Below are 15,960 nucleotides of genomic sequence, written 5' to 3' on the forward strand. Positions count from 1 at the left end.
AACTTGCTTTTTCCGTAGATGAACCAAACGCCGCTTTGTGCGTTAAAGGTCTGAAATTGTTTCAGCAAAGGACCTTGAAGTGGACGTCATCCGCATTCTTATCGCAATCGTTCTGCCGCCGGTCGGTGTTTTCCTTCAGGTTGGCCTCGGATTGCATTTCTGGCTCAACATTCTGCTGACCTTGTGCGGTTATATTCCCGGCATCATCCATGCCGTCTGGGTCATCGTGAAGAAGTGAACCGCAGCCGGTGCGGTCGTGGCTGCACCGGCGAGCCCATCTTCCCGCAAGCAGATGACCGATTGAGACCGGAATTCTCTGATCTATATTTGAAAAATCCGTAATTATACAAAATACAGATCAGATGTCATCTTTGAGGCGCGCCAAAAGTGTCACAATTATTGCCTGTTATAAATTGTACGACATTGTTTTTGCTGAGAAAATACAATCGCCATTTTTGGTAATGTTTAATACCTGCGTATCGCACGGAGTACAGCTGCGTTATTTTCCAGATGCGAAATGATTCGCATGAATATTGGCTAGATGATTTAGCGAGGCTGCTTTGAACGAGCAAAGTAGTACAATTGAGTCCTGGGCTTTCCAGAGAGCACATCAGATCGTGGTTCACCAGGGTCTGAGCCTTGTCGATGCGGCCCAGTCGCTCGACCACAAACGTACCAGCAACCATACCTATGCATTGCGGCAGGCCATTTCCGATTGCCTGCTGGAAGCCCTGAAACACGGCCTCGGCCGTCCCCAGGGTCTCGAAGAAGTCCGGCAATAAGATCCCGACGACAAACCAGCGGCGCAAGTCCTTTTTGAAAATCACTGTTTTGTGAAACGGCGATGACAGCGAGGATTAGCGCCGCCTGTCTTCTGTGTTACTCTCCTAATAGATTAACGCAGTGACGGGGTAAAAATGCTGGTCACAGTTGCGATGTTCATGGGGCTTTCTGCCTCACCCACAGTCATGGCCGCGACAGGCGGCGAGGTGGATGTGGAACTGGCGCTTGCCGTCGATGTTTCCCGTTCGATGGATTACGAAGAAGTCCAGATACAGCGCCAGGGTTATGTCGAGGCACTCTCCCATCCCGACTTCATCAATGCGGTCAGGGGCGGCATGATCGGGCGCATCGCCATCAGTTATTACGAATGGGCCGGAGATGTCGATCAGGCCTCGGTCATAGACTGGCAGATCATCGAGACCGCCGAGGACGCCAAGGCTTTTGCCGACAAGGTCGCCGCCCGGCCGGTTGCCACGCAAAGACGCACCTCCATCTCGGCTGCCATCAGCTACGGCGCGACATCGATCGTTTCCAACAATTATCGCGGCATGCGCCAGGTCATCGATGTTTCGGGTGACGGCCCGAACAATATCGGCGTGCCGGTGCAGCCCGTGCGCGACAAGGCCATCGAGGCGGGCATCGTCATCAATGGGCTGGCGATCATGCTCAGGCCCTCCGGCACGGTGACCGGTCTCGACAAATATTATTCCGACTGCGTTGCCGGCGGCCCGGGCTCCTTCGTGCTGCCGGTGCACAGGATAGAGGACTTTGCCACGGCCATCCGCCGCAAGATGGTGATGGAGGTCAGCAACATCGCCCCTTCACCAAAAGTCCACCGGATCGCCACGGAGGCCAAGGTCGATTGCATGTCGGGAGAACGGCAGTGGCAGGATTTTCTCGATCGCTGACAATGATGACCTGCCGGCATCTTCGCCCGTCATCGCAACAGACCCTGCCCGCCATCCACATAGATCGGCACGCCGGTTACATGTTGTGATCGCGACGACGCCAGGAACAGCACGACTTCGGCGACGTCCTCGCTCTTGCCCGGCCTGCCGTCACTGATCGGCACCTGTCCCTGCGGCCACTCCACCGGTATGGCCGTCTCATCCGAATGCCGCTGCCTTGTATTATCCTCGATGCTGGTTTCGATCTCGCCCGGGCAGACCGCATTGACCCGGATATGATGTTTGCCGAGTTCCAGCGCCAGCTGCTGCACCATTGCCACCTGCCCGGCCTTGGTGGCGGAATAGGCGGTGGCGCCGGATGTCGTGAATGTGCGGTTGCCGTTGATCGACGAGATGACGATGATCGAACCGCCGTCCTGCGCCTTCAGATGCGGCACCGCCATGTGCAGCGTCAGATAGGTGCCGCGCAGATTGACAGAAATCGTCTTGTCCCATTCCTCAGGCTTAAGGTCATCGATCGGCGCCCACACACCGTTGATCCCCGCATTGGCGACAACGATATCCAGCCGCCCGAAACCTGACACGAGTTCATCCACCGCGCGGCGCATGTCCTCTTCCACCGCGACATCGGCCTCGAGCACCAGCGCCTCTCCTCCGGCATCTACAATTTCTGTTGCCGTCTTTTCGATCTCGGACCGGGTGCGACCAAGCACGCCGACCTTTGCGCCCTGCCCCGCCAGCATGATTGCCGCCGCCTTGCCGATGCCGGAACCGGCACCCGTTACCAGTGCCACCTGTGATGTCAGCTCCATCGAATATCCTTTCGCTGCGATGCAACACCTCACCGCAACGAAAAGCATTGACCAAGGTTCCGACCGGATCGCGCTCGATGCATCCGATGCTCCATGAAAGACCGCAGGTGCTACAAGCGCTGTGTGCCAATTTTCCCATCAAGGCCGGAAGGCAGTGGAACCGAAATACCGAGCGCAGGACCGCTATATCGCGCTGGACGTTCATACCCTGTCTCCGCGCAGTTTCCCAAAGTGCATTCGTGTCACCTTGCTACAGCCGAGAAAACCAGTGTCCTGCGAAAATATGGACCATGCCTGGTCTGAAAGACCACGCCCCGTTTCGAGAAGCAGGCACCGAGATCAGCTTCTCGCACCCAGTCCGTGCGATCAAATCTGGCCCCTCACCGTCCGCAATCTCGATCATCTCCCGGTCGAATTCGATGCCATCCCTGACCGGCAAAAGGCAGTACATTTGCCGACCTGTCGCGTTTGCGCCCGACACGCCATGCCCAGCATCGGCAATTTACGCGGAGTTGCCAGCTGGCAACTTTCGGATGGCAGGCGGTCATGACGTCCGTTTGCGATTGGAGCAGAGACCGACCCGTGCCATACGCAAGCCCGCCGGTCGAGAATGTCAGACGCTCAAAGAATACCCCAGGCGCGAAAACGCCCCCTGCCCGTCAGCTCCCGAAGGTTCAATTCGCCGACGATCTTGAGTGCTCCTTGCGGCGTCACCGACAGGGTTTCGACAATCATCGCCATCGAGACGAACGGCTTTTCGAGAACAAGCTCGATCAGTTGCGGCAGCTTCGATGAACTGCGCCGCCCGATCAGCCGATGCTCCATCTGTCGACGTGCGAGCAGAAGCCGGTCATGTTCCTTCAGGCCCAATTCCACCGCCTGTCGCATGGCATTCAGCAGGGCGACAAGCCGGACATTGCCGTCACGATGCGACCGCTCCTGCCGTGGCACCTGTTTCAGGCCGGTGCTCAACGGCAGCAGAAAGGCGCTCGTCAAACCGCTTTCGCGCAACACCGCTGCCGCCAGCAATCGTCCCAGCCAGGGTGCATGCTGGAGCACCTGCAACAGGTTCCACGCATCGAGCAGGATCGCGGCACGCAGGACCGGTGGCAGTGTTTCACTCTGCCTCAGCACCTGCCGCCACTCGCCAAGCCGCTCATCCTCATCCCAGTCCGGCTCATAAATGAGGGCATCGCGCTCCCCCTCAGGGGTGCCGGACACGACATGTCTCGCCTCGGACAACAGCGCCTCGCTGCGGGCCAAGACCGTATCGATCGCCGCGAGCTCAGCCGAAAAGGCGTCCTCGTTCTCCTCATCATCGGAGAGATCGACCGATGGGCGCGGCAAGGCGGACTTGATTTCGAGCGATCCATCCGGCTCGTCGCCACCTCTTCGCAACCTCTTCAGCCCGTCGTTGGAGAGCGCCCAATCGGCCGGATGAGACAGAATGCGGCGGCGCGTGCGCAGGATATCGCGGGCGATGGTCAGCTCATGGGTCGGTCTGCGCGCCCCCATATCGGCATCATGCAGCACCAGATCTTCCAGATGCACGAGCTCGCCATCGACCCAAAGCGATGCGCAGGCATCCGAAAAATGCGAACGGGAAAGCCAGCCCTGCCCTTCCCGGCTGCGCAACACCCGTTCGTCGAGACGGGTGACCGCCGCCGTTGCTTCCGCCACCGGCGCCATCAGATCCTGAAAAGGAAGTTTTCCGAGCTCGAACCGCATTACCTATGGCTAGTCGATTCTGCCGACGGATGCGATAGGAAGGGTATGGAATGTACCTGCAGCCTCGAGCAGCAATGGCCGTTCATGAGACCGATCCGGCTCGAAGGAAGCAGGAGAACGGGTTCTGGCAATCCAATGGATTGTCCATATCGACCGGATCATAATCCATTGATTTGAAAGAGGATTTATCTAAAATGAAACTTAAATGGCATCTAAGTTTCAGCACTCAGACTCAAGCTCTTCTACCCTTTCGCAAAGGGAGAATGCGTTCGAAGCCACGGCTCTATCAACTGAGAATCTCATAGCAGAGTCGGGTAGATAGCACCAGATGGCACAGTGTTTTGCCACCAGTTTCATGGCTCCCCCCTTTCGACGGACCGACAAGCGGTTGCCATATGGCAACGAGGTCGTGGCTTACAACTCATCCCGCTTGAAGTTGACGCCCCCTCTCCTACGGCCCCAACATCATCTTGCTTGAAAGCTACTCTATTAGTCGGCGCCGAATGGCTTCGGCAATCGCTTCGGTGCGATTGGATGCCCCCACCTTTTTGACCGCACTCTTTATATAGGTGTTCACGGTGTCGACCTGATACCCGCTCTCCGCCGCGATCCGTTCGCTGGTCAGGCCATGGCTTGCCAGTCGCAGGCAGATCAATTCGCCGGATGACAGCCGCATCGTGTCGGCGGCAAACCGGTCCATCAATGGCTTGGTGATGGCGACATGGGTCGCCTCACAGATGCGTTTCAGGAAATCGATTTCATCGGCATCGAAGCGAACCGTCCGCATGAAGGTGATGCCGCCATAAACATGATCGCCGCGACTGAGCGGAAACAGCGTGCGGTTCAGTACACCAAAACTGGTCATCAACTGCTGAAGGCGCGCGGTCGGCGGTGCCGACATGAACACCTCGGCATCACAGACAACATCCCTGGCAACGAGAGAGGCCGCCACCAGCGGATCACTGAGATAGAGTTTTTCCGCCGCATAGGTCTCGATATAACCGGGCGGCAGATTTGTATCGATCGACTGACCGCGACCAAAACGAAAGCGATCGATATCGAGCCCGCTGACCGCAATGTAATCGAAATGCACTGCACGTCGCAGTCGCTCTATAAAAGGGTGGTAGTGAAAAAAACGCGTACTCGGCACAGAAGCTAAGTCGACGAAGTCGCGGTAATTGTCCACTTGAGAATCGGCTGAGATCGCCATTAAATCTGCTCGGGCTTGAGGCTGACGATAAAGACACTAGTCTCATTACGGGTCACCCGCAATTCCCGGAACGGCTTCGATCGTGTCGGAGTGCCATCAACGGCGCGCCGGTTGCCATATGGCAACTCGCAAACACTCGTATCGTGTTCCGTTGAACGAATCGTGGAGCAAATGGCGTTAACCCCGCGTTAACCTTAAAGGCCTTGCGACTCAGAGCGACTCAGGCCATGGTTCGCTACGGAATATTCCGACACTCTGGAGATTTATCGTAGTTATGGCCAAGACACGTAGTCAGCCTGCGGAAGCGCAAGAAACCAAGCGACCGATGACGGAAGTCATCGCGGGCGATGGTGCAGCACTTTCCGAAGAGCTGCAGGCAATGCGTGCTGCGCTCTTTCCCCCGGTCGCGCAGAAGATGCTCCGCTCATTTTCATCGGTGGAGTCTGCCAAGCTGATCGGCATCGCGGATGCCTATCTTCGCCAATTGTCGCTGAACGGCAAGGGACCACAGCCGACCATCAACAATGGCGGCCGGCGTTATTACACCCTCGACCAGATCAACGAGATCCGTGCCGTTCTCGATGAGAACGCCAAGGGCAACAAGCGCTATGTGCCGCGCCGTCGTGATGGCGAACATTGCCAGGTCATGGCCGTCGTCAATTTTAAAGGCGGCAGTGGCAAGACGACGACGGCCGCTCACCTTGCGCAGTACATGGCGTTTCAGGGTTATCGCGTGCTGGCGGTCGATCTCGATCCACAGGCCTCGCTGACGGCCTTGCACGGCTATCAGCCGGAATATGATATCGCCAGCAACGAGACCATGTATGCGGCGATCCGCTATGACGACCAGCGTCGTCCGATGAAGGATATCATCCGCAGAAGCTACATCCCCGGTCTCGATATCGTGCCTGGCAATCTCGAGCTGATGGAATACGAACACGATACGCCGCGCGCGCTTGCGGAGCGTGGTGCCGAACCTTTCTTCGGTCGTGTCGCTTCCTCACTCGGAACCGTTGCCGACGATTACGACGTGATGGTGCTGGACTGCCCGCCGCAGCTCGGCTTCCTCACGCTCGGTGCTTTGTGCGCCTCCACCGGCCTGATCATCACCGCGCATCCGCAGATGCTCGATGTCATGTCCATGTGCCAGTTCCTGCTGATGACCTCCGATCTTCTCGGCGTCGTGCAGGAATCCGGTGGTGACCTTGATTACGATTTCATCCGTTATGTCGTGACCCGTTACGAGCCATCGGATGGACCGCAGACCCAGATGGTGGGTTTCATGCGTTCGCTTTTTCGCGAGCGCGTTCTTACCAACACTGCATTGAAATCGACAGCGATCTCCGATGCCGGACTTTCCAAGCAGACGCTTTACGAAGTCGGTCGCGAGAACTTCTCGAAAAACACCTATGACCGCGCCATGGAATCGCTGGATGGCGTGAACAGCGAGATTGAAGGTCTGATCCGTCAGGCCTGGGGTAGGGCAGTATGAGCCGCAAGGATACACTAAAAGCCATGTTGTCGCGTCGGGATCATGAGTTGCCAGCTGGCAACTCTGCGCCCGATCATGCGGCACAGCCGGATGCGACACAGGACGCCAAGCTGCAACACATCCGTTCCGGTGCAGTCGGCGCCATGGGACGCACGCTCGGTCAGATCGCCAATGCCGCCGATCAGGCTCGTGCACTGATTGCTGCCGGTTCGGCTGTTATCGAAATTCCGGCGGAAAAGATCGAAGGATCTTTCGTCAATGACCGTCTTCCCGATGATGGTGAGGACTTTCAGCGGCTGACCGATGCTATTCGGGAATCCGGACAGAAGAGCCCCATTCTGGTTCGTCCGCATCCGACAAAGGCTGATCATTATCAAATCGCTTTCGGCCATCGTCGTGTTCGTGTTCTGCGTAGCCTTGATCGTCCGGTCAAGGCTGTCGTCCAGAACCTGTCGGATGAAGAACTGGTCGTCATCCAAGGTCAGGAAAACTCTGCCCGTTCCGATCTCAGCTATATCGAGCGCGGTCTGTTTGCGCTCGCTCTGGAAGAGAAGGGCTTTGATCGTCGCATCATCATGTCGGCGCTCGGTATGGAAAAGACCCAGCTGTCACGCCTGATGTCGGTTGCCCATGGTCTGCCGCGTTCACTGATCGAAGCGATTGGCCCAGCACCCAAGACTGGTCGCCCGCGCTGGGTCGCCCTGACGGAACGTCTGACCGCCATGCCGGAATCGCCGGCACTGTCAGCCCTTCTGCAGAACCCGCAATTCCTTGCATCAGATTCCGACAGCCGTTTCGTGAAGGTCATGACCGCTCTGTCGGTCAAGGTCGAGAAGGATAAGCCGGAGCCGATCAAGGCAGCAAGCGGTGTCAAGCTGGCGGTGATGGAGAAATCCGGCAGCCGCACGAATCTTCTCTTCGATGAGAAGGTCGCACCCGAATTCGCAGATTTCGTTGCAGCCCGTCTGCAGGATCTGCACCAGGAATATCTCAAGTCGTCCGCACTGCGTCACGACTGAGACGATCGATCAATTCTAACCAAATAGGAGAGGGACAAGAGCGCAAAAGAAAAGCCCCCGAACGTCACCGTTACGGAAGCTTTCCTCGTAGTCTGAGCAACTCGAGAATCGCATTTCCCAGAATCGGTGTCAAGCATAGCGTCGTTTCGGCGAGCGAATTTCTTTTGCCTGTCACAAGGTGAAAGTCATGAACAGTGGTTATTTGACGACGCCCTTTGGGCGGCGGTCGATGACGCTTGCCATGTTGACGGATCAGATCGTCGACACGGAGAAGGTAAACAACAAGTCCATCGACAAATGGGAACTCTATCGCGCACTCTGCCAGGCAAAGCCGCTTCTCGGCCTGTCTGACCGTGCGCTTGCGCTTCTCAATGCTCTCCTGAGCTTCTATCCCAAGGCCGAGATTTCCGTGGCAAACGGTCTCGTTGTCTTCCCGTCCAATCAGGCTTTGTCCCTCAGAAGCCACGGCATGGCCGAACAGACCATTCGCCGTCACATGGCGTCACTGGTGGAAGCAGGTCTTCTCACGCGCAAGGACAGCCCGAACGGCAAACGTTATGCGCGTCGTGGCAGGGCAGGGGATATCACCCAGGCTTTCGGTTTCTCTCTCCAGCCGCTTCTCTCGCGTTCGGAAGAAATCTTTGCGCTGGCCGAAAAGGTCGAGCGTGAGCGTCTCCAGATCCATCTTCTGCGTGAAGAAATCTCTCTTCATCGTCGCGATATCGGCAAGCTGCTGATCGTGGTCGAAGTGGAAGACGTTCCGGGTGATTGGGCTGCGCTGAAAATCCGTCTGGCAGAGCTTGTTTCGACCCTTCCACGCAAGGCTGAACTCAATCAGCTCGAGGCGCATCTCTCGATTCTGTCGCGCGTTCATGCGGAAATCGTCAATTCATTGAAAAAATTCGCAAATTCTCAAAATACGAGCGGCAACACCTCTCAGAATGAGCGGCACATAGAATCCAAACCAGAATCCAGATTCGATTCAAACATCGCTGTTGTTGAACCGCGCGCGATAAAAGCACCTTCGAGCGAGAAGCAGCTACAAAAACCGCTGTCACTGGATCTGGTCAACCGAGCTTGCCCCAATGTGGCGATCCTCACGGCAAACGGCAGCATCCGAAACACACAGGACCTGATGTCGGTTCAACCTGTTCTGTGCTCCATGCTTTCCATCAATCGTCAGCTTCTGGATTTCGCCAACAACACGATCGGTACCGTCGAGACTGCCGTTACCCTTGCCTGCCTCTATGAGAAGGGTGAGGCGATCGCTTGTGCCAGCGGATATCTTCGCAATCTCGCATCCTCGGCAAAGTCAGGAAAGTTCGATGTGAGACCAATGGTGGAGAGGCTGGTGATGACGCAGCTGGCAACTCTTCAGCACACGGACACCGTCAACGAAAACACTGGTGTTGGCGATCTGAAGGAGACCTCGGCTTTCCTCACGGCTGATGAAGCCAAGCAAGCCTATCTTCTGTCGAAAAAATCGTCCTCGCCTGTCTTGTCCGCCGCGAAAAGGTTTTATGGAAACCCGGAGTCCTCTTCCATGCACCGCATGACGACGAGAGGGATGGCGTAATCACCATGCGCGAGCGATCCGTGACGAGACAGCAAAACAAATGGCCCGCCAGCCGCCCCACAGCTGCCGCAGAAACCGCGATGCGTGGGAAACTGGTGGACCATCGTTTTTGCGCTCAGGATCGCTTCAGGAGCCTGAAAATTCTTCAGAGGTCAAAGGCCGGGACACGTTGCCCGCTGTCTCGGAAAATAGCTTCCAGTTCGGCAAGGTCAGGGCAGACAGGCGCCGTCTCGGAAAAGTCCGGTTGCGCCTCAGTGTTCGGCAGGGCCATGAAGGCTGCAGCCAGAACCGTGGTGCCGGCAGCGATCCCGCCGCGAAGCTGCGGAACCAGCGTCTTGGCATGAATGAGGTTGCTGTTGGCAATGGCGCTGATGGCATGGCCGTTGCGCTGAAGATCGGGCGCCAGGTCGATGGCGGCGCTGATATCCGTCTGCCCGTTCCAGATGGCTTTACCCGGCTCCTGAATGCTGGTGTCGGCATTGAAATCGGCGCGCGGAATGGCAAACCCGCCCTCGCTGGTCTGCAGGCTACGAGGGGTCCGTATGCGGTGGATGCGGATATGCCAGTGAGCAGCCGGGAGAAGCCAGGTTTCGACGGCCACATCGTCCCACGGCTTCCAGTGCGAATAGAGTTTGTCGCCGGCAATCATGGCCTCTTCCAGCACCTCGCGCATGCGAAAATGCACGCCGTCGTCGGAAAGGCCGAGCATGCCGTCAAAGCTGGCGGCGAGGAAATGCCGGTCGTTGACCTCGATGTTGAACCCGTAACGCGTCGAATAGACAAACTTCGAATATTTCTCGTTGGCGCCGAGCATCTTGTCATGTTGCTGGCCGGAGGAAAGCACGACCGTATTGCCCAGCGTATGCATCGCCACCATGCCGGCTTCCTTCAGTGGAACCGGATCGGTGAAGGCCGGCGCAGGGGTCTCATCGGCTGCCCAGAAGGGATGTTCGGCGGGCAGGGCCAGCGGCAGGAAAAATTTCAGTGCCCAGTAAGGCGAACCGGCGGAATTATAGCTCTCGCTCATCATCAGGTTGGGATAACCGTAACCGATGGACAGAACACCATCACGCTCGGCGATCGGCAGGTCCGACCACCAGCGGATATGGCGCATGTAATATCCCTTGATCTCGCTCCAGGGCAGGGCCTCGACACCGGCAAAGGCCAGCGCGCCCCAAATACCGCCGCAGGCAAACCGATAGGTCTGGCTACGACCGAAAGCGAGGCTTGCGCCATCCGACCCGAACCAGTGGCGGATATCCTTGGCGAACACATGGGCCCGCGCGCGATAGGCGTCAGCGCGCCTGGTGTCGTGTTTGGCGATGACGGAATAGATCAGCGCGTAAAAATGCAGGGCAAAGGGCACATAATGGTCGACCCGCTTGACCGGCCCGTCGCGATACCAGCCTTCACCAAGCCGAAATGCCTCCACTTCATCGAGATATTGTTCCGTCAGCGACCGGTCGAATTCGATACCGGCCTGCGTCAGCCCGAGATCGATCAGGACGCGAAAAAATTTCCAGTTGTTATCGACGAATTCCTTGGTCCGCGCCGAGATCAGATAGGCGGCAATCGTCTTTTTCTGGGCTTCGCTCAGCGGCTCCCAGATGAACTGCGGCACCATGGCGATGGCAAAACCGATGGCCGCAAGCTCCACCTGTCGCTGGTCGGTGCGGGAAACATCACCCCAATATTCCGGGTGGTTCGGATCGGTGCCGTTGGCAAGGCCACGGCGATAAAGCTCCCAATGTGGAAAATCATAACCGCCGGCAGCCATGGGCACGATGCCCCAGAGCGGTCGGGCAAAACCTTCGAGATCGGCCGCCGCGCGATCGAAATGCGCACCGGTGGCGCTCAGCCGCACCCGCGCACCGCCTTCAGAAAAGTATGGAAGCAGCGGATTGAAGAGATCCATCACCGCCTTGGCGAGATCATCGCGGCTTAGGAGAGGATTGCCGTGGAGGGGATTGGCGCGGGCGGGATCGTAGATCATCGGGCTTCCAGTCATCGGTATATGCGGACAAAAGAAAACCCCGCGAACTTTTTCAGGTCCGCGGGGCTGAGAAATCTTACTTGATGGCCTTCACGCCATCGGTCATTTCCTTCAACCCGTCATCGATCGAGATATTGTCGGTCATGAGAGAGTCATGCGCCCGGTTGAGGATGACCTCGATGCGCGCGGCATTCGGCGTAACCGCCATTTCCAGATAGGACTTGCCGGGTTCCAGCGCTGCCTTGCTGGCCTCGTCCTGCGGGAAGCCCTCGAGCGAGGCGATCTTGGCCGTCACTTCCGGCGTACGTACGGTCGGGATCGTGCCGGTGGAGGCGATGATCGAAGCGCCTTCCGAACCGGTCACGAACTTGATGAAATCGAGCACCGCTTCCTTGTGATTGGAATTGCTGTTCACCGACAGGCCGGAAATCTGCGCCGCCGTTGTGCCGGCAACGACACCATCCGGATGCGGGAATTTCACGATGCCCCAGTTCTTGCTCTTCGATTCACCGGATTTCACCTTGGCGATCTGCGTGCCGACGAACCATGTGCCCATCGGCAACATGCCGACCGTGCCGTTGAAGAACGGACCGGAATAGTGGGTGTTGGAGGTTTTTAGCGTTGCATAGGATGGGATGACGCCATCCTCCTGCAGTTTCAGGGCACGTTCGTACCACGGCTTCAGGAAGGCGTAATCCGGTCCCGCCAGCGTGTTCTTGCCGTCCTGAATACCGGCCAGCTGAACGGTGGAGCGCCAGGTGTGCAGAAGCGCGCCATAGGTTCTGTTTGCGCCCATGCCGCCGGCAAGCTTGGTGGCAGTTTCGTCGAACTGTGCCCAGGTCATGTCATTGGTCGGGTAGGGCACGCCGGCTTTGTCAAAAATGTCCTTGTTGTAATAAACGACCCAGAAATCCGAGCGGAACGGCAGCGAATAGATCTTGCCGTCAACCGTCATTTCCTCGGCCAGACCGCCGAAGGAGGCCGGGTCGATATTCTGCTCCTTCATATAGCTGGACAGATCCATGATCGAACCAGCGCGGATGAGGTTCGTATAGTTCGGCACGTCCTTGACGGTGACGATGTCGATATCCTTTGAGCCGCCCGCGAGCTGCGTGGCGATCATCTGCTGATAATCCTGCGAGCCGAGGTCGATATGCTCGAATTTTACGTTGGGGTTCTTGGCCTGATAGGCCTCGATCAGCGGCTTGTAATAGGCCACCTTGTCCCAATCCCACAGCGCCCAGCGCAGCGTGACCGCGTCGCCGGATTGTGCCAGCGCCGAACCTGCGGTGGATGCCGCAAGGGCAAGGCCCGCCAAAGTCAGTTTCAAACCTCTCCCAAAAGTTTCCAAATACATCCTGTTTCTCCTTCCCTGGATTGTCTCTGGTCTCAGTGTTTCTGCGTCAGAAATGCTAGGTGTCGGCCGCCTCCGTTTGAGAGGCCGATGGCAGGGCAAGCACCATCCCGGCCGCACGATGAGCGGCAAAGGCAATGGCGAAAAGCCCGAGAGAAAAATTGAGCGTGGCCGGCATGAACACCGACACCGGGTAAAAGGCGACATGGGCCACCCACAGCGCCGCATTGAACAGAAGTGCGGCCAGCAGCGGCAATGGCCGGATGATCGAGGCGATTGCTGCAAGCTTGATCAGCACTTTGCCCGGTATGTCGCGCATCACCATCAGCACCAGAAGATGGCAGGCCATGACGGTGAGAAAGACCGTGACAACAAGCGCAATCGCCAGCGGTGCCGCCATCAGCAGATTTTCGCGCGCTGTCGATGCGTAGGTGGCAACGGCATAACCGCCGAGACCGATGGCGGCGGCAAACAGCAGGCCCCACCCCGTCGCGCGCCAGAAATAACGACGCAGCGCCTCGAGGAAATCGCGCAGCAGATAGGTGTTGCGATCCTCGACAAAGGCAACGCAGACGAAGGCCATGGCTGCAAGGGCTGCGGGCAGGGGGATGATGAGCAGGGCGGCCAGAATGAACAATATGTTCAGTTTGACCATCTCCCACCATTCACGCGCAAAGATCTGGCCGAAAAGGGCAAGGCCTGTCTTTTTCGGCGCATTCTTGGGAATGCCCGGCCCTTCCTTCGTCCAAAAATCACGCAGCCACTGCATGGCCTACCCCTTGTGACGATCTCAATACAGGATCGACCGTTCCGTTTCCTTGTCGAACAGCTGCATGTTGGTCGTATCGACGACCAGTTTTGCCACCTCTCCAATGCCCGCCTTGAAACGTGGCGAGACACGAACAGTCATAGCCTTTTCCCCGGCGGTGATATTGAGATGGATCTCGGACCCCATCGGTTCGGCCAGATCGACGATCGCCTCGAAGGGGGCAAGGTTGTCTGGGTTGATATCGCCCGGCGCGAGTTCATGAAAGTTTTCCGGGCGCAGGCCGATGACGACTTCGCGGCCCTCGTAAGGTGCGATCCGCGCCTTGTCGAAATTGGCCGGGATCGGCAGCACGCGACCGTCGAAAATCGCCACATACCCTTCGCCACGCTTTTCGATCTTCGAAGGCAGCATGTTCATCTGCGGCGCGCCTATAAAACCGGCCACGAACATGTTGATCGGGCGGTCATAGAGATTTTGCGGCGTGTCGACCTGCTGGATATGACCATCGGCCATCACCACGATGCGGTCGGCCATGGTCATGGCCTCGATCTGGTCGTGCGTCACGTAGATGAAGGTCGAGTTCAGCCGCTTGTGCAGCTTGGTGATTTCGGCGCGCATCGTGCCGCGCAGTTTGGCATCGAGGTTGGAGAGCGGCTCGTCGAGCAGAAACACTTCCGGATTACGCACCATGGCGCGACCCAAGGCCACGCGCTGCCGCTGACCGCCGGAAAGCGCCTTGGGCTTGCGGTTCAAAAGATGCGTGATGTCGAGGATCTTTGCCGCTTCCTGCACCTTCTGATCGATGACCTCGCGCGAAGCCTTTCGCAGCTGCAGGCCAAAAGCCATGTTCTTGTAGACGGTCATATGCGGGTAAAGCGCATAGTTCTGGAACACCATGGCGATGTCGCGGTCTTTCGACGGCACGTCGTTGACGATATCGCCACCGATGATCAACTCGCCTCCCGAAATTTCCTCGAGACCGGCAATCATGCGCAGGGTCGTCGATTTTCCGCAGCCGGACGGGCCGACCAGAATGATGAATTCCTTGTCGGCGATCTCCAGATCGATGTCATGCACAACAGTGAGTGCACCATAGGTCTTGTTCAGTTTTTTCAGTGAAATGCTGGCCATCGGTTCAATCTCTCACCAGTAGGAAGACCATGCGCGCGAAAGGCGCGTCAGGGCTTCCATGTAATAATAGTCACCCCAGGACACGCACTCATCGACGCCTTCGCCGCGGCAGGTGTTGTAGGGGGATTTTTTGGAATAGGTGCCGTGCAGCACGAGCCCGTTCGAGATGGCTGGATCTTTGACGGCATAATGATCGGCAAGGCTTTTCATCATCCGGCGGGCAAGATCGCGGTAAAGATCAGCTGCCTCTCCGCCAACGAGATCGGCCATTTCCAACAGCCCGCAGGCAACTATCGAGGCCGCCGACGTATCGCGCGGTTCGGCATCGCCATCGGTAAACACCATGTCCCAATAGGGCACCATGTCGGCCGGCAGTTTTTCGAGATAGAAAGCGAGCAGCCGGTCAAAGGTGTCGCGGTATTCGTCGATCCGTTCGTACCGATAGGAAAATGCCATGCCGGCCACGCCCCAGGCCTGACCGCGCGCCCAAAAGCTGTCGTCGGCGTATCCCTGCTTGGTCACGCCACGCACCGGCGCACCGGTCACCGGGTCCATATAGAAGGTGTGATAGGTGGAATCGTCCGGCCGCACCGAATTGGCAAGCGTCGTGCGGGCATGGATCAGCGCGATATCGCGGTATTTCTGGTCGCCCGTCTGTTCCGTTGCCCAATAGAGCAGCGGCAGGTTCAGCAGGCAGTCGATGATGTAGCGATATTCATCCGGGTTTCCCTTGCGGCCCCAGGCCTGAATGAACTGGCCGATCGGCTGAAAGCGTTCCAGCAGCTGATCGGCGGCGAGAAGCGCTGCCCGGCGACCATTCTCGTCGCCCACCAGTTTCCAGGCTGCGATGCAGGAGGGCGAATAGAGGAAACCCATGTCGTGATGGTCGGTTTCGATGCGGTTTTCGATCCGGTGCAAAAAACTCTGCACCTGTATCTGCGCCGCATATTGAAAGACCTTGTCGCCGCTATGCTCGTAAGCCAGCCAGATTTCGCCCGGCCAGAAACCGGCGGTCCACTGGTCGTTGGCAACAGCGGGGTAGAAATTATTCACGCTCGAATGGTTCTGGGCGCTGTAGGTGAATTCCGGAAGATTGCGACGGATCTGCGCCACGGCGAGATCGAGTGCGGCTTTCACCTCTTCATCGGCGATCGGCTGCGGAGCGATGGGGGAAATGGCGTTCAT

At 57.6% G+C, this 15,960-nt stretch carries 14 protein-coding genes; 6 read left to right on the forward strand and 8 right to left on the reverse strand.

Going from position 1 to position 15,960, the window contains the following annotated elements; genetic code table 11:
- Positions 1-79 precede the first annotated feature (79 nt).
- The 3 genes from J2T09_RS01750 to J2T09_RS01760 all read left to right on the forward strand — a co-directional run bounded on the left by J2T09_RS01750 (position 80) and on the right by J2T09_RS01760 (position 1,691).
- A complete protein-coding gene (locus J2T09_RS01750; RefSeq protein WP_306830397.1) occupies positions 80-238 on the forward strand; it encodes a YqaE/Pmp3 family membrane protein in 159 nt (52 codons plus the stop codon).
- A 379-nt stretch (positions 239-617) separates the two neighbouring features.
- The gene (locus J2T09_RS01755) at positions 618-782 is read left to right on the forward strand and encodes a hypothetical protein (protein ID WP_306830399.1); all 165 of its coding nucleotides are present in this window, start codon (positions 618-620) and stop codon (positions 780-782) included.
- A gap of 135 nt (positions 783-917) precedes the next feature.
- Positions 918-1,691: a DUF1194 domain-containing protein gene (locus J2T09_RS01760; protein WP_306830401.1), complete on the forward strand. Its 774-nt coding sequence runs from the start codon at positions 918-920 to the stop codon at positions 1,689-1,691.
- Positions 1,692-1,720: 29 nt separating this feature from the next.
- Here J2T09_RS01760 and J2T09_RS01765 read toward each other — a convergent pair whose 3' ends face one another.
- The 3 genes from J2T09_RS01765 to J2T09_RS01775 form a co-directional block, all read right to left on the reverse strand.
- The gene (locus tag J2T09_RS01765; protein WP_306830403.1) at positions 1,721-2,503 is read right to left on the reverse strand and encodes an SDR family oxidoreductase; all 783 of its coding nucleotides are present in this window, start codon (positions 2,501-2,503) and stop codon (positions 1,721-1,723) included.
- A 621-nt stretch (positions 2,504-3,124) separates the two neighbouring features.
- Positions 3,125-4,231: an RHE_PE00001 family protein gene (locus J2T09_RS01770; RefSeq protein WP_306830405.1), complete on the reverse strand. Its 1,107-nt coding sequence runs from the start codon at positions 4,229-4,231 to the stop codon at positions 3,125-3,127.
- Between the two features lie 481 nt (positions 4,232-4,712).
- Positions 4,713-5,441 (reverse strand): helix-turn-helix transcriptional regulator, encoded by a 729-nt coding sequence (locus J2T09_RS01775; protein WP_306830407.1) that lies wholly within the window; start codon positions 5,439-5,441, stop codon positions 4,713-4,715.
- A 274-nt stretch (positions 5,442-5,715) separates the two neighbouring features.
- Between J2T09_RS01775 and repA the strand changes: the two genes are divergently transcribed.
- The 3 genes from repA to repC all read left to right on the forward strand — a co-directional run bounded on the left by repA (position 5,716) and on the right by repC (position 9,528).
- Positions 5,716-6,933, forward strand: coding sequence for a plasmid partitioning protein RepA (gene repA, locus J2T09_RS01780; protein WP_306830409.1), 1,218 nt, complete (start codon positions 5,716-5,718; stop codon positions 6,931-6,933).
- Positions 6,930-7,952, forward strand: coding sequence for a plasmid partitioning protein RepB (gene repB / locus J2T09_RS01785; RefSeq protein WP_306830412.1), 1,023 nt, complete (start codon positions 6,930-6,932; stop codon positions 7,950-7,952). Before repA ends, repB begins: the two co-directional genes overlap by 4 nt.
- A 187-nt stretch (positions 7,953-8,139) precedes the next feature.
- Positions 8,140-9,528, forward strand: coding sequence for a plasmid replication protein RepC (gene repC / locus J2T09_RS01790; RefSeq protein WP_306830414.1), 1,389 nt, complete (start codon positions 8,140-8,142; stop codon positions 9,526-9,528).
- Between the two features lie 145 nt (positions 9,529-9,673).
- On the opposite strand, the gene J2T09_RS01795 is transcribed toward repC, so the two are convergent.
- The 5 genes from J2T09_RS01795 to J2T09_RS01815 form a co-directional block, all read right to left on the reverse strand.
- Positions 9,674-11,521 (reverse strand): DUF2264 domain-containing protein, encoded by a 1,848-nt coding sequence (locus tag J2T09_RS01795; RefSeq protein ID WP_306830416.1) that lies wholly within the window; start codon positions 11,519-11,521, stop codon positions 9,674-9,676.
- Positions 11,522-11,597: 76 nt separating this feature from the next.
- The gene (locus tag J2T09_RS01800; protein ID WP_306830418.1) at positions 11,598-12,878 is read right to left on the reverse strand and encodes an ABC transporter substrate-binding protein; all 1,281 of its coding nucleotides are present in this window, start codon (positions 12,876-12,878) and stop codon (positions 11,598-11,600) included.
- Between the two features lie 55 nt (positions 12,879-12,933).
- Positions 12,934-13,644, reverse strand: coding sequence for a DUF624 domain-containing protein (locus tag J2T09_RS01805; protein WP_306830420.1), 711 nt, complete (start codon positions 13,642-13,644; stop codon positions 12,934-12,936).
- Between the two features lie 21 nt (positions 13,645-13,665).
- Complete coding sequence (locus J2T09_RS01810) at positions 13,666-14,775, reverse strand: ABC transporter ATP-binding protein (RefSeq protein ID WP_306830423.1); 1,110 nt, start codon at positions 14,773-14,775, stop codon at positions 13,666-13,668.
- Between the two features lie 12 nt (positions 14,776-14,787).
- Complete coding sequence (locus J2T09_RS01815) at positions 14,788-15,960, reverse strand: glycoside hydrolase family 88 protein (RefSeq protein ID WP_306830425.1); 1,173 nt, start codon at positions 15,958-15,960, stop codon at positions 14,788-14,790.

The sequence above is a fragment of the Neorhizobium huautlense genome (assembly GCF_030811685.1).
GTDB lineage: Bacteria > Pseudomonadota > Alphaproteobacteria > Rhizobiales > Rhizobiaceae > Neorhizobium > Neorhizobium huautlense_A.

Coding starts and splice junctions, on each gene's coding strand:
- J2T09_RS01760 (WP_306830401.1), top strand. CDS start 918: ATGCTGGTCACAGTTGCGATGTTCATGGGGCTTTCTGCCTCACCCACA.
- J2T09_RS01765 (WP_306830403.1), bottom strand. CDS start 2,503: ATGGAGCTGACATCACAGGTGGCACTGGTAACGGGTGCCGGTTCCGGC.
- J2T09_RS01770 (WP_306830405.1), bottom strand. CDS start 4,231: ATGCGGTTCGAGCTCGGAAAACTTCCTTTTCAGGATCTGATGGCGCCG.
- J2T09_RS01775 (WP_306830407.1), bottom strand. CDS start 5,441: ATGGCGATCTCAGCCGATTCTCAAGTGGACAATTACCGCGACTTCGTC.
- repA (WP_306830409.1), top strand. CDS start 5,716: ATGGCCAAGACACGTAGTCAGCCTGCGGAAGCGCAAGAAACCAAGCGA.
- repB (WP_306830412.1), top strand. CDS start 6,930: ATGAGCCGCAAGGATACACTAAAAGCCATGTTGTCGCGTCGGGATCAT.
- repC (WP_306830414.1), top strand. CDS start 8,140: ATGAACAGTGGTTATTTGACGACGCCCTTTGGGCGGCGGTCGATGACG.
- J2T09_RS01795 (WP_306830416.1), bottom strand. CDS start 11,521: ATGATCTACGATCCCGCCCGCGCCAATCCCCTCCACGGCAATCCTCTC.
- J2T09_RS01800 (WP_306830418.1), bottom strand. CDS start 12,878: ATGTATTTGGAAACTTTTGGGAGAGGTTTGAAACTGACTTTGGCGGGC.
- J2T09_RS01805 (WP_306830420.1), bottom strand. CDS start 13,644: ATGCAGTGGCTGCGTGATTTTTGGACGAAGGAAGGGCCGGGCATTCCC.
- J2T09_RS01810 (WP_306830423.1), bottom strand. CDS start 14,775: ATGGCCAGCATTTCACTGAAAAAACTGAACAAGACCTATGGTGCACTC.
- J2T09_RS01815 (WP_306830425.1), bottom strand. CDS start 15,960: ATGAACGCCATTTCCCCCATCGCTCCGCAGCCGATCGCCGATGAAGAG.